Source organism: Novispirillum itersonii subsp. itersonii ATCC 12639 (assembly GCF_000381985.1).
Classification (GTDB): domain Bacteria; phylum Pseudomonadota; class Alphaproteobacteria; order Rhodospirillales; family Rhodospirillaceae; genus Novispirillum; species Novispirillum itersonii.
Genome location: NZ_KB907339.1, coordinates 328,517 through 340,969 on the forward strand (window position 1 = coordinate 328,517; position 12,453 = coordinate 340,969).

11 protein-coding genes are annotated in these 12,453 nt (G+C 64.3%); 8 read left to right on the plus strand and 3 right to left on the minus strand.

The genetic code is table 11. The annotated features are described in order from the left end of the window. Nucleotides 1-26: 26 nt before the first annotated feature. A complete protein-coding gene (locus tag G365_RS0107190; RefSeq protein ID WP_019644836.1) occupies nucleotides 27-650 on the plus strand; it encodes an LbetaH domain-containing protein in 624 nt (207 codons plus the stop codon). An 85-nt stretch (nucleotides 651-735) separates the two neighbouring features. Here the strand turns inward: G365_RS0107190 and G365_RS0107195 are convergent, their stop codons facing one another. Further along, nucleotides 736-1,395, minus strand: a complete 660-nt coding sequence (locus tag G365_RS0107195; RefSeq protein ID WP_019644837.1) for a hypothetical protein — start codon at nucleotides 1,393-1,395, stop codon at nucleotides 736-738. Between the two features lie 279 nt (nucleotides 1,396-1,674). Between G365_RS0107195 and G365_RS0107200 the strand changes: the two genes are divergently transcribed. From G365_RS0107200 to G365_RS0107225, 6 genes are all read left to right on the plus strand, one after another. Next, on the plus strand, nucleotides 1,675-3,099 hold the full coding sequence (locus tag G365_RS0107200; RefSeq protein ID WP_019644838.1) for a glutamine synthetase family protein: 1,425 nt from the start codon (nucleotides 1,675-1,677) through the stop codon (nucleotides 3,097-3,099). A 130-nt stretch (nucleotides 3,100-3,229) separates the two neighbouring features. Continuing rightward, nucleotides 3,230-4,462, plus strand: a complete 1,233-nt coding sequence (locus G365_RS0107205) for an MFS transporter (protein WP_019644839.1) — start codon at nucleotides 3,230-3,232, stop codon at nucleotides 4,460-4,462. Between the two features lie 224 nt (nucleotides 4,463-4,686). Continuing rightward, complete coding sequence (locus tag G365_RS0107210; protein WP_019644840.1) at nucleotides 4,687-6,156, plus strand: methyl-accepting chemotaxis protein; 1,470 nt, start codon at nucleotides 4,687-4,689, stop codon at nucleotides 6,154-6,156. Nucleotides 6,157-6,267: 111 nt separating this feature from the next. Beyond that, a complete protein-coding gene (locus G365_RS0107215) occupies nucleotides 6,268-7,365 on the plus strand; it encodes an OpgC family protein (RefSeq protein ID WP_019644841.1) in 1,098 nt (365 codons plus the stop codon). A 336-nt stretch (nucleotides 7,366-7,701) separates the two neighbouring features. Further along, nucleotides 7,702-9,312 carry a fumarate hydratase gene (locus tag G365_RS0107220; protein WP_019644842.1) on the plus strand — a complete coding sequence of 537 codons (1,611 nt, stop codon included), beginning with the start codon at nucleotides 7,702-7,704 and terminating at the stop codon, nucleotides 9,310-9,312. 365 nt (nucleotides 9,313-9,677) lie between these two features. Then, entirely contained in the window at nucleotides 9,678-9,950 is a 273-nt protein-coding gene (locus tag G365_RS0107225) for an HU family DNA-binding protein (RefSeq protein ID WP_019644843.1), read from the plus strand. 150 nt (nucleotides 9,951-10,100) lie between these two features. On the opposite strand, the gene greB is transcribed toward G365_RS0107225, so the two are convergent. Together greB and G365_RS0107235 are read right to left on the minus strand one after the other, a co-directional pair. Beyond that, nucleotides 10,101-10,643, minus strand: a complete 543-nt coding sequence (gene greB, locus G365_RS0107230) for a transcription elongation factor GreB (protein ID WP_019644844.1) — start codon at nucleotides 10,641-10,643, stop codon at nucleotides 10,101-10,103. A 5-nt stretch (nucleotides 10,644-10,648) separates the two neighbouring features. Then, nucleotides 10,649-10,858: a YdcH family protein gene (locus G365_RS0107235; RefSeq protein ID WP_019644845.1), complete on the minus strand. Its 210-nt coding sequence runs from the start codon at nucleotides 10,856-10,858 to the stop codon at nucleotides 10,649-10,651. A gap of 298 nt (nucleotides 10,859-11,156) precedes the next feature. Here G365_RS0107235 and G365_RS0107240 point away from each other — a divergent pair, with 298 nt between their 5' ends. Then, the gene (locus tag G365_RS0107240; RefSeq protein WP_019644846.1) at nucleotides 11,157-12,275 is read left to right on the plus strand and encodes an ATP-dependent 6-phosphofructokinase; all 1,119 of its coding nucleotides are present in this window, start codon (nucleotides 11,157-11,159) and stop codon (nucleotides 12,273-12,275) included. Nucleotides 12,276-12,453 lie beyond the last annotated feature (178 nt).

Sequence of the window (12,453 nt, forward strand, 5' to 3'; positions counted from 1 at the left end):
GCCCAGACGATGACAGGAGACTTACGATGACCGCCAAGACTTTGGGCGATGCCCCGTGGATTGACCCGACGGCGGAGGTGCGGGACTGCACCTTTGGCCGCTTCTGCGAGGTCGGGGCCCGCACCTCGGTCACCGAGACGGTGATGGACGATTATTCTTACGTCGTGAATGACAGCGAAATCATTTACACCCGGGTTGGTAAGTTCGCCAACATCGCCGCCCATACCCGGATCAACCCCGGTCAGCACCCGATGCAGCGGGCCAGCCAGCATCATTTCCTCTATCGCTCTGAGATGTACGGTATGGGGCAGGATGATGACGCCTTCTTTGACTGGCGGCGATCCAGCCCGGTCGAGATCGGCCATGACGCATGGATCGGCCATGGCGTGGTGATCAAGGGCGGGGTGAAGGTCGGCATTGGCGCTGTCATCGGCTCCGGCGCGGTGGTGACGCGCGATGTGCCGGAGTATGCCATCGTCACCGGCATGCCCGGCACGGTGCTGCGCTACCGCTTTCCCGAGGCAGTGCGGGCGGCCCTGCTGGATCTGCGCTGGTGGGACTGGGACCACGCCACCCTGACGGCGGCGCTGCCGGATTTCCGCAGTCTGACAGCGGAAGCGTTCTGTGCGAAATATGCCGGAACCCGCTGATCCTTGCTGAAGGGCTAAGGATACAGAAACAGCCGCCGGAGAAGGTCCGCGCGGCTGTCTTGTTTTGGGGCGGCCAGATCAGGGATCAGTCGTCAAACTCGATCAGCTCAATCCGCTGGGCGGTGCCGGGCTTGGCTGCCGGGGCAGCTTCCGGTGCGGCGGCGGCGGCAGGGGGCGGGGCTGCGGCGGCCTGCGGTGCGGCTGTCTGCGGTGTGGGGGCCGGGGGTGTTCCTGCAGCCGGTTTCGCCGGGGGTGCCGCCGGGGGCCGGGCGGGCTGGCGCGCCGGGGGCTGCAGGTCTTCCGGCTTGCGGCTGCGGGCGATGGCGGCGCGGCGGGCTGCCTCATCCTTCAGGTTGGTGATATCCTGCTCGATGGTCCCAAGACGGCGCTGGATCGATTCCACCGCCTGCCGCATGTCCTTCCGTTCGCCGCGCACCAGATCATCCAGCTGGGCGACGGTTTCTTTCAGGCGGCTTTCAATGGTGGTCAGGCGGCGGTCGTTCTCGCTTTCGACGCTGGTTTTCATCTTGCTGACGTCTTCGCCCAGCTCGGCGCGCATCCACTTCGACTTTTTGGTCAGCTCTTCCTCAATCTTGCGGAAGTTAGCCTCCATGTCGTTGCGCATCTCGACCTTGATCTGGTAGGCGTTTTTGACCAGATTTGACATGTACGAGATCAGAAAGAAGCCCAGAACCACAACAGCGGCGACACCGATGGTGACAACTGTCAGTGTCATGTAGTCCATAAACAAGGGCCCTTTCATCAGCCTGCGGCGTTTGTCGCGGCGCACAAATCCCGATGCCGCCGCATGGGTATATAATCCCGTCCCTTGCCGGGAAGATCAAGCTGATTGCGGGCGGTTTCCCCTGTTATCCAGAGAATTTAACGCAATCCCCGGCCTGCCCCGGCGGAGTCTGCCGAATTCTTCTCTGACCGGGCGGCGGCTGTGCGGTCCCCGCTTCGCAAAGGCCGTTTCGACGGGTATAGTCGAACTGTTTTAATCTCTCTTGCAAAGAGGCATTTCATGTCCGCGAGCAAAGCCGGTACCACGGGTGACACCACGGGTATTCCGGCGTCTGTGGAGCCTGAGACACCGGGCGTCCAGACAACTGAAGACCTGATTTCCTGGATTCAGGAACGGGGCATTACTGAAGTCGAGTGTCTTGTCCCGGATATGGCCGGGGTGCCGCGCGGGAAGATCCTGCCCGCGCACAAATTCATTTCCGGCCTGCGCGACCGCGGCCTGCGCCTGCCGGAAAGCCTGTTCATCCAGACCATCACCGGGGATTACCCGGAAGAAGATGTGATGGAGGACGTCGATCAGGATATGTATCTGCGCCCCGACCCGGCCACCGTGCGCGTTGTGCCGTGGTATAACGAGCCGACGGCGCAGGTGATCAACGACTGTTTTTACCGCGACGGCAGCCCGGTGGACATGGCCCCCCGGCAGGTGCTGCGCCGCGTGCTGCGCCTGTATGAGGAAAAGAACTGGAAGCCGGTGATCGCGCCGGAGCTGGAATTCTACCTCGTCAAAATCAACACCGATCCCGATTACCCGCTGGAGCCGCCGGTGGGCCGTTCCGGTCGCCCGGAAATCGGCCGTCAGGCCTTTGGCATCGACGCCGTCAACGAGTTCGATCCGCTGTTTGAGGACGTCTACGACTACGCCGAGGCGCAGGGGCTGGATGTTGACACCCTGCACCATGAATCCGGCGCGGCGCAGATGGAGATCAACTTTGAGCATGGCGACCCGCTGAGTCTGGCCGATCAGGTGTTCCTGTTCAAGCGGACGGTCCACCAGACCGCCCTGCGGCATAATGTGTACGCCACCTTCATGGCCAAGCCGTTGCAGGGCCAGCCGGGCAGCGCCATGCACATCCACCAGTCGGTGGTGGACGGGCTGACCGGCAAAAGCCTGTTCATCACCGATGACGGGCTGGAAAGTGATCTGTTCCGCTGGCACATCGGCGGCCTGCAAAAGTATCTGCCGCAGGCGATGCTGCTGCTGGCCCCGCACGTCAACAGCTACCGCCGTCTGGTGAAAAACTTCTCGGCACCGATCAACATGCACTGGGGCCGGGATAACCGGACGGTCGGGCTGCGGGTGCCCAATTCCGACGCCCGCAATACCCGCATCGAAAACCGGCTGTCGGGGGCGGATGCCAACCCCTACCTTGCCATTGCCGCGTCGCTGCTGTGCGGTTATCTCGGCATGATTGACCGCCACGATCCGTCAAAGCCGATCAGCGGCTCGGGCTATACCAAGGCCCACGCCCTGCCGAAGCATCTGCCGGACGCGATTGAAAAGTTCCAGCAGGCCAAACGCCTGCATGACCTGTTCGGCGATACCTTCTGTTCTGCCTTCGCCGCCGTGAAGTGGGCGGAATGGGATGCCTATCAGGATGTTATCAGCTCGTGGGAACGTGAGTTCCTGCTGCTGAACGTCTGATCCGGCATCTGGGAACGGGTCTTTGCACAGTCTCGGGCGGGGCCGGAAGGTTCCGCCCGATTGCGTTCAGGCCCGGTAAAACGGCCATAAAACCCGGCAGATGCGCGCTGCCGGATGGGGAGGAACCGTTATGACCACTGCTGCCACATCTGCCGCCCCGCCGGACGGGGCGCGGGCCGTCACCGCCTTTGCCGGGATTGCCCACTTTTTCAACCATCTGGTCGAGCCGGCCTTTTATGTGGTGGCGCTGGTGCTGCCGACGGTGTTTGGCATGCCGTATGAGGCGGTTCTGCCGCTGATTCTGGGCGGTAAGGTGCTGACCGGGCTGGCGGCACCGCTGGCCGGGTGGCTGGCTGACCGCTGGGGGACGCTGACCCTGATGGGGATTTATTTCTTCGGGATGGGGCTGGCGATCATCGCCACCGGCCTGAGCCAGACGCCATGGCAGATGGCGGCGGCGCTGGCGGCCTGGGGGCTGTTTGCCGCCATTTATCACCCGGTCGGTATCGCCTGGGTGATTTCAGCCTCGGCCCGGCAGGGTAAGGCGCTGGGGGTTAACGGGGTGTTTGGCAGCCTTGGCCCGGCGCTGGGGGCGGTGATGGCCGGGGCGCTGATTGACGGTTTCGGCTGGCGGGCGGCTTTCATGGTGCCGGGGCTGGCCCTGCTGGTGACCGGCGTGTTGTTCACGCAGGCGGCCCGGGCCGGGCGCATTCCCGCCGGGGAAGGCCGCCGCCGCGATGGTGCGGCAGCGGCTGACGGAACGGCCCCGGACGGATGGCAGCGGGCCTTTGTGCTGCTGGCCCTGTCGATGGTGTGCGGGGGCCTGATTTATCAGTCAACGCAGGCTGCTTTGCCCAAGCTGTTTGAAGAGCGGGCGGTGGGCGATGCCCTGTCCGGCGGGCTGCTGGGGGATGGCGCGTTCGGCCCCGGTCTGGCGGTGATGCTGGTCTATGGCTTTGCGGCTGTCATGCAGGTTGCCTGCGGGGTGCTGGCCGACCGCTACCCGCTGAAGTGGGTGTATCTGGGCACCCTGATGTTGCAGGCGCCGTTGCTGGCACTGGCAACGCTGGCCAGCGGCCTGCCCCTGCTGGGGGCGGTGATGCTGATGGTGATGCTGAATACCGGCAGTTTTCCGGCAGAAAATGCGCTGATTGCCCGGTTTACCCCATCCCGCTGGCGGGGCACGGTGTTTGGCGGCAAATATCTGCTGTCGTTTGGCATCAGCAGTCTTGGGGTGCCGATGGTGGCGCTGCTGCGCGGCTGGACCGGTGATTTTACCTTGTTGCTGTCCCTGCTGGCCGGGGCGGCGGCCTTTGCCGGACTGATTTTGCTGCTGTTGCCGGACCCGCCGGAAAAGGCATGACCATTACGTCATCTAAATTCCCTATAGGCTAATACTTTTGCGCATCAGGAATCTTGATTCCTTATAGGACATATCACGAAACTTTCGGTACTGTTTCTCTCTGTCCGGGTGGTTTTATTGCGCCCGGTGCGACCACGTCACCGGCCCGGATAAGAGGCCGGGGCGGAACAGGGGCCGGACCCGCACACAGGGACCGGCAGGAAACAGGCCAAGAGGATCAGGATATGGCAGCCTTGGATGTGCCAGAGTTGAATGCTCTGCGGCAGAACCTCAGCCGCATACTTTTTCCGGTGATGTGGGCGCATGTGGCGGCGGCAGGGCTGCTGGCACAGGCGGTCGGCGGATCGGTTGAAACCGCGCTGGCTGTTTCCGGCGGGGTGGCGCTGGCGGGCACGGTGGCCCGGCGGCAGGATCCGGTCGGCCTGCCGTTCCGGCTGGCCAGCGCGCTGATCATGGCGGTGCTGCCGGTGCTGTTTACGGCGCTGACGGCGGGCACACCGTGGCAGGACCATGCACGGATGTATTTTTTCCCGCTGCTGGCGGCGACGGCGATCTGGTGCGACTGGCGGGTGACCTGCCTGATGGTGGCGGCCAGCCTGATGATGCTGACCGCCGGGGTGGCGGCTTTGCCCGGTGTGCTGTACCCGCCGCAGGCCGGTCTGGCTGATGTGGGCATCCATGCGCTGGTGATGGCGTTTGAGGCCGGGCTGCTGATCCGCCTGACCCACCGGGTGCGGCAGTCCTTCACCGCAGCGGCGCAGTCGGTGGCGCAGGCGCGGCAGGCGCTTGTTCAGGCCGAGCACCACGCCGGAGAGGTGGAGGCTGCCCGCCGCACTCACGAGACACGGGGCAACACGGTCAGCAGTATTGCCCGCGAATTTGATGCCGCAGCGGAAGAATTGCTGGCCCGGGTGCTGCATTCGGCGCAGGGGCTGGAGAGCGCAGCCCGCAGCATGGCCGGGGTGGCAGACCTGACGGCGGACCGCACCCGCGCCGTCTCGGTTGCCTCTGACAGTGCCAGTGCCAGGGTCCGCAGTGTGGCGGCGGCGGCGGAGGGGATGAACACCTCCATCGGCCGGGTGGCGGAACAGATCTCGCGGGCGGCGGCGATTGCCGGGCAGGCTTGCGCGGCAGCCGATCATTCCACCCGCACGGTGACCAGCCTCAGCCGGGCGGTGACGGAAATCGGGGCGGTGGTGCGGGTGATCACCGACATCGCCGACCGCACCAATCTGCTGGCCCTGAACGCGACGATCGAAGCGGCCCGCGCCGGGAATGCGGGCAAGGGCTTTGCCGTGGTTGCCAACGAGGTCAAGCTGCTGGCGAACCAGACCGCCCGGGCCACCGGCACCATTGCCGCCCAGATTGAGACAGTGCAAGACGCCACCGGGCAGGCGGTGCGGGCGATAGGCGACATCAGCCGCACCATTGCCGACATCAGCGCCATCAGCTCCGCCATTCTTGAGACGGTGGAGCAGCAGGCCGCCGCCACCACCGAGATCGCCCGGCAGGCGGAACATGCCGCCGGAAATACCGACGATGTGGCGGGGACGATCGGCGAGGTCGCAGCCTCCACCGCCGAAACCGGGCGCACTGCCGGGGTGGTGCTGACGGCGGCGGAAGACCTGTCAGAGGTGGCCGACAGCCTGCGCCGGACGCTGGCGCGCTTCCTCGGGCAGCTGCAAACCGCATAACCCTGCACCCTGTCATTGTTTTGCCATCTTTCCCGAAGAGTTAAGACCTGCCGGGCCACAGGAGCGTGAGGCCCGGCAGGACTGAAACACTGTGTGGGGTGGGGTGGAGCGATGCGGGATCCACGGATTGATTTCTGGCGCGGTCTGGCGCTGGTGTTCATTTTCTGGGATCACATCCCCGGCAACCGGCTGGGGGAGCTGACGCTGCGCAACATCGGCCTGTCCGATGCGGCGGAGCTGTTTGTGTTTCTGGCCGGGTTCGGCGCGGCGAAGGCATGGGGGCCGCTGCTGCTGCGGCAGGGGTATGCGGTGGCCTGCCAGCGGATTCTGAAGCGGGCGGCAACCCTGTATGTGGCCCATATCTTTCTGATGGTGCTGCTGATGGCGGTGGTGTTTGTCGCCAATGCCCATGTTGAGACCCGTGATTTTATCAGCGAGATGCATCTTGAGACGTTTCTGACGGCACCGGACCGGGTGCTGGTCGATGCAGTGCTGCTGCGCTTCCGGCCAGTGCTGCTGGACCCGTTGCCGCTGTATATTGTGCTGGTGCTGGCGATGGGGGCGGCGCTGCCGCTGCTGGTGCATCGCCCGCTGCTGCTGCTGGCACTGTCCGGGCTGCTGTATGCGCTGTGGCCGGATCTGCGCTGGCCGTCACGGTTTGGGGATCCCGGCTGGTTTTTCAATCCGCTGGCGTGGCAGTTCCTGTTTTTCATCGGGGCGCTGGCGGCACTGCACGGGCAGCGCCTGACCGGCCTGCTGGCGTCGCGCCCGGCGCAGGCGGCGGCGGCGATGCTGCTGGTGGCCGCGGCGGCGCTGGCCTTCAGCTGGCGGGTGCCGGACCTGCATGACCAGGTGATGCCGCAGGCGGTGGCACACTGGCTGTACCCGATTGATAAAACCAATCTGGATATCCTGCGGCTGATCCATTTTCTGCTGCTGGCATGGCTGGCGGCGGTGTGGGTGCCTGCCGGGCGGTGGACTGCGGCGCTGCCCGCCCGGCTGTTGCAGGCGATGGGGCGGCGGTCGTTGCCGGTGTTCTGCGCCGGGGTGGTGCTGGTGCCGGTGGCGGATGCACTGGCGACCGTGGCGGGATCGACGCTGATGGCTGATCTGCTGGTCGGGTTTGGTGGTTTTGCCGCGATGGCGGTGCTGGCGCTGGTGCTGGACTGGTTCGCCCGCCCGCTGCCCACCCCCCGCCCGGCGGTCTGAAAACCGGAAGTACGGCGGAGCCGTGCCTACTGGCCCATTGAGGGCCCGTGGGCGTGTGGGCCCATGAGGCAAGGGGGGCGGCAAGGGGGGGGCGGATGCCCCCGCCCGCCGTTTTGAGGGGCAAAGACCAAAATCCCAGACACCCAAAAACCTCTCTTCCCGGCAGCCGGGCTGGACGGATCAGCCTGCTTGGTCTATACCCTGTCCCATCACCGGACGGGGTGCCGCACCGGGTTCTGAACCTACCCGGGTGGGCAGGCTGGCGGGAGAGGCCAGAAGAACCGGGGCAGACCGTCCGCCGCCTGTCTGTTCCGGGCCAACTTCAGGAAAGCCGCCATGATCGACGCCGCCTTTGCCGAGATGTTTCCGCTGTCCGATGACACCACCCCGTACCGCAAGCTGGATGGCGATTTCGTCACCACTGAAAAGTTTGCCGGTCAGGATATGGTGGTGGTTGACCCGCAGGCGCTGACCCGGCTGTCGGCCGAGGCTTTCCGCGATGTGTCCCACCTGCTGCGCCCCGGCCATCTGGCCCAGCTGCGCGCCATCATCGACGACCCGGAAGCGTCGCCGAATGACCGCTTTGTGGCGCTGGAGCTGCTGAAGAACGCCAATATCTCCGCCAGCGGTATTCTGCCGATGTGTCAGGATACCGGTACGGCCATCATTATGGGCAAGAAAGGCCAGCGGGTCTGGACCGGGGCCAATGATGCCCTGTACCTGTCCGAAGGGGTGGCTGAGGCCTATACCCGCCTCAACCTGCGTTACTCGCAGATGAGCCCGGTGAACGCCTTTGACGAGGTGAACACCGGCAACAACCTGCCGGCCCAGATCGACCTGTACGCCACCGAAGGCGGTGCCTACAAGTTCATGTTCATGGCCAAGGGCGGCGGCTCGGCCAACAAAACCTTCCTGTTTCAGGAAACCAAGGCCGTACTCAACCCGGCCAGCATGGAAAAGTTCCTGCGTGAGAAGGTGCAGTACCTTGGTACCTCGGCCTGCCCGCCGTACCATCTGGCGGTGGTGATCGGCGGGACCTCTGCTGAAACCGCGCTGAAGACGGTCAAGCTGGCGTCCGCCCGCTACCTCGACGGTCTGCCGACCAAGGGTGGCAAGTTCGGCCATGCCATCCGCGATCTGGAGCTGGAACAGCAGATTCTGGAGATGACCCGCACGCTGGGCATCGGTGCCCAGTTCGGCGGCAAGTATTTCTGTCACGATGTGCGGGTGATCCGCCTGCCGCGCCACGGTGCCAGCTGTCCGGTCGCCATCGGCGTGTCCTGCTCGGCTGACCGCCAGATGTGGGGCAAGATCACCAAGGACGGCCTGTTCCTTGAGGCGCTGGAAACCGATCCGGCCAAGTACATGCCTGAAGTGCGGATTGATAAGCTGTCGGAAACCGTGGTCAACATCGACCTCAACCAGCCGATGGACCAGATCCGCGCCACCCTGTCGCAGTACCCGATCAAGACCCGCGTCAACCTGACCGGCACCATGATCGTCGCCCGTGACATCGCCCACGCCAAGCTGAAGGAACGGCTGGATTCCGGGGCCGGGCTGCCGGACTACTTCAAGAACCATCCGGTGTATTACGCCGGTCCGGCCAAGACCCCGGAAGGGTATGCCTCGGGCTCGTTCGGGCCGACCACCGCCGGGCGCATGGATGCCTATGTTGACCTGTTCCAGAAGCATGGCGGGTCGATGGTGATGGTCGCCAAGGGCAACCGCGGGCAGGCGGTGACCGATGCCTGTAAGGCGTACGGCGGTTTCTACCTCGGGTCCATCGGCGGGGCGGCGGCCCAGCTGGCCCAGCAGTCGATCAAGAAGGTTGAGGTGCTGGAATACCCGGAACTGGGGATGGAAGCGGTGTGGAAGATCGAGGTGGAAAACTTCCCGGCTTTTGTCATCGTCGATGACAAGGGCAACGACTTCTTCAAGCAGCTCTGATCCGTCGCGCCGGTTGCAGGGGCAGGGGGGCATCGCCCCCGCCCGAACCGGGGGAGGTCACAGCTCCCCCCCCCTCCCTTGGTATGGCCGGACCGTTTCAGCTCACGTTAACAATAATGCCTCCGGTATCAGTCCTTTGGTCTGATCCGGGGGCATTGTTGTTTTCCGGATTTGTAATCATCGTAAATGGAGATCGGAAAAACCGGTTGTTTTGTTTGAAAAGTGCCGGGATTCTCCGGTTTTCTGTGGTGTCGGTGATTGACGGATGCGTCAGGCGGTGCCTACACTTTCGCCTCAGACCATGTGCCGGGGCGAAACCCGGCCTTTTCCAATCTCGGCCTCTATGAAGACCAAGGGAGCTTCCCGTGAACAAAAATGACCTGATTGCCGCTATTGCCGATAAAAGCGGCCTGTCGAAGACGGATGCCGGTAAGGCGCTTGACGCCACGCTGTCAGCGATCACCGATGCGCTGAAGGCCGGGGACGATGTGCGTCTGGTCGGCTTCGGCACTTTCGAGGTGGCGGAGCGTGCGGCCAGCGAAGGCCGCAATCCGCGCACCGGCGACCCGATCACCATTCCGGCGTCGAAGCAGCCGAAGTTCAAGGCCGGTAAGGGCCTGAAGGATGCGGTGCAGTAAGGCACCCCGGTGACCGCCTTTTCCCCGATGGTCTGGGAGCCGCCGGGGGAGAGGGGACATCAGAAATGACATCACCCCGGCGCGCACGGCCGCCGGGGTGATGCTGTATCCGGGTCTGTAAAACCGGATCTGGAGACAGGCGGGGTGGGATCAGTCCGGGTAGCGGATTTCCAGCACTTCCAGCATATCGGTCCCGGCGGGGGTGCGTACCGGCACGGTGTCGCCGATCCCGGCTTTCATCAGGGCTTTCGCCACCGGGGACAGCCATGAGATGCTGCCGACGGTCATATCGGCCTCATCCTGCCCGACGATGGTGACGGTCACCTCTTCATCGCGGGTGTTGACATAGGTGACGGTGGCCCCGAAGAACACCTGCCTGCGGTTTTTCTGCTGTGAGGGGTCAACCACCTCGGCGCAGTCCAGCCGCTTGGTCAGAAAGCGGATGCGGCGGTCAATCTCGCGCAGGCGCTTTTTACCATAGATATAGTCCCCGTTCTCTGACCGGTCGCCATTGGCGGCAGCGCGGGAGACCGCCTCGACCACCTTGGGGCGTTCCTGCGTCCACAGGGTTTTGTATTCCCCGCGCAGGCGCTCCAGCCCGTGCGGGGTGATCAGGTTGCGCGGCGGCGGCGGGGCATCCCCGGCCTGTGCCTGTGCCGGGGCGGCGGCTGCTTTGGGGGGCATACGGCGCATGGGCGTCAGGCGATAATGTCAGGCAGCATCGCGCTTTCCAGCTTGATGATCTCATCCTTCAGGATCAGCTTGCGCTTTTTCAGGCGGGACACCTGCAACTGGTCAAACGGCATCTGCTCCGTCAGGCGGGCGATCACGTCATCCAGATCCCGGTGTTCGGTCTTCAATTCCGCCAGTCTGGCCAGCAGCCGGGACTGGGTTTCGTCGTCGATCATGCTTGTTTTTAACCCTGCTGAAAACGGGGTGGGGGCGGAAAATGCCGCCGACCGGAACAGACTATACCAATTTTCAGGAAAAATAGGGCAGGATTTACAGGCCCGTCAGCGGTATGTCCGGCGAAAACCGTACGGCGGTCATGGGAATGCCACTGGAGCATTCGCGCCGGACGCGGTATGGCTTATGGGGCGGGGTGGGACTGCGGTACCGCATGCCCCCGGTTTTCTTCCTGATTACCAGGTTTCTTCCTGATGACCCGGTTTCCCCCTGATGACAGTGTGATGAAAGGACCAGCGGATGAGAGAGATCAAGACCATCGGTGTGATGACCAGCGGCGGCGACTGCGCGGGCCTGAACGCGGTGATCCGTGCTGTCACCACGGCGGCGGTGGAACGCTACGGCTGGAAGGTCTATGGCATTCAGGATGGCAGCATGGGTCTGATCAGCCGTCCGCTGCGCTTTCAGGAACTGAGCCCGGCCAATCTTGGCAACACCCTGCGGGAAGGCGGCACGTTTCTGGGGACCACCAATAAGGGGGACCCGTTCAACTTCCCGATGCCGGACGGCAGCTTCCGCGATCTTTCCGGCGAGTTTGCCGAAGGGGCGCGGATGCTGGGGCTGGATGCGCTGGTGGTGGTCGGCGGTGACGGATCAATGCGCATTCTGTCCCGGCTGTGCCAGCAGGCGGGTCTGGGCATGGTCGGGGTGCCGAAGACCATCGACAACGACGTGCATGGCACTGAATATGCGGTCGGTTTCGCCACCTCGATCAACGTGGTGACCGAGGCGCTGGACCGCCTGCAGCCGACGGCGGCCAGCCATCACCGGGTGATGATTCTGGAAGTGATGGGCCGGGACGCCGGGCACATTGCCATCAACGCCGGGATTGCCGGCGGGGCCGATGTGGTGCTGGTGCCGGAGATCCCCTATACGCTGGATGGCGTGGCGGGCAAGATCCGCTCGGTACTGGCCCGGGGCCGGACCCATGCGCTGGTGGTGGTGGCGGAGGGCGTGAAGACTGCCGAAGGCACCAACGCCACCATTTCGCATGTCGGCGGCGAGCAGCGCTATGGCGGTATCGGCCATTATCTGACGCAGAAAATTGCCGATCTGACCGGGGCGGAAACCCGGGTCACCATTCTGGGCCACGTCCAGCGCGGCGGCACGCCATCAACCCGCGACCGCATTCTGGCTTCGGCATTCGGCACCCATGCGGTGGATCTGGTGGCGGAGCGCCGGTTCCATCATATGGTCGGCTGGCAGAACCGTGGCGTGGTTGCGGTGCCGCTGGAAAAGGTGACGATCGGGGCCTGTTCGCTGGACCCGAATGATACACTGGTCCGCACTGCCCGCTCGCTGGGGGTGTATGTGGGCGAGGAACCGGCGGCGGATGCCGGGGATTCCTCCGGTCTGTAAGGCTGGCTGACAAACGGAAAAGCCCGGCGCGAAACACCGCCGGGCTTTTTTGCGTCCGGGCTGGCCCCGTGCCCGCGTGGGCACGTAAGCCAAGCGGGCGGATGCCCGCGCCCGGCGTGTGAGGGACCAAAAACAAAGGCGGAAGCCCGGCCCTGCCGGGCTGACTGGGCCATTGAGG

What these genes read in the sequence shown, in the direction of transcription:
- G365_RS0107190 (WP_019644836.1), top strand. Translation starts at nt 27, where the DNA reads ATGACCGCCAAGACTTTGGGCGATGCCCCGTGGATTGACCCGACGGCG.
- G365_RS0107240 (WP_019644846.1), top strand. Translation starts at nt 11,157, where the DNA reads ATGAGAGAGATCAAGACCATCGGTGTGATGACCAGCGGCGGCGACTGC.
- G365_RS0107220 (WP_019644842.1), top strand. Translation starts at nt 7,702, where the DNA reads ATGATCGACGCCGCCTTTGCCGAGATGTTTCCGCTGTCCGATGACACC.
- G365_RS0107210 (WP_019644840.1), top strand. Translation starts at nt 4,687, where the DNA reads ATGGCAGCCTTGGATGTGCCAGAGTTGAATGCTCTGCGGCAGAACCTC.
- G365_RS0107195 (WP_019644837.1), bottom strand. Translation starts at nt 1,395, where the DNA reads ATGGACTACATGACACTGACAGTTGTCACCATCGGTGTCGCCGCTGTT.
- greB (WP_019644844.1), bottom strand. Translation starts at nt 10,643, where the DNA reads ATGCGCCGTATGCCCCCCAAAGCAGCCGCCGCCCCGGCACAGGCACAG.
- G365_RS0107215 (WP_019644841.1), top strand. Translation starts at nt 6,268, where the DNA reads ATGCGGGATCCACGGATTGATTTCTGGCGCGGTCTGGCGCTGGTGTTC.
- G365_RS0107205 (WP_019644839.1), top strand. Translation starts at nt 3,230, where the DNA reads ATGACCACTGCTGCCACATCTGCCGCCCCGCCGGACGGGGCGCGGGCC.
- G365_RS0107235 (WP_019644845.1), bottom strand. Translation starts at nt 10,858, where the DNA reads ATGATCGACGACGAAACCCAGTCCCGGCTGCTGGCCAGACTGGCGGAA.
- G365_RS0107200 (WP_019644838.1), top strand. Translation starts at nt 1,675, where the DNA reads ATGTCCGCGAGCAAAGCCGGTACCACGGGTGACACCACGGGTATTCCG.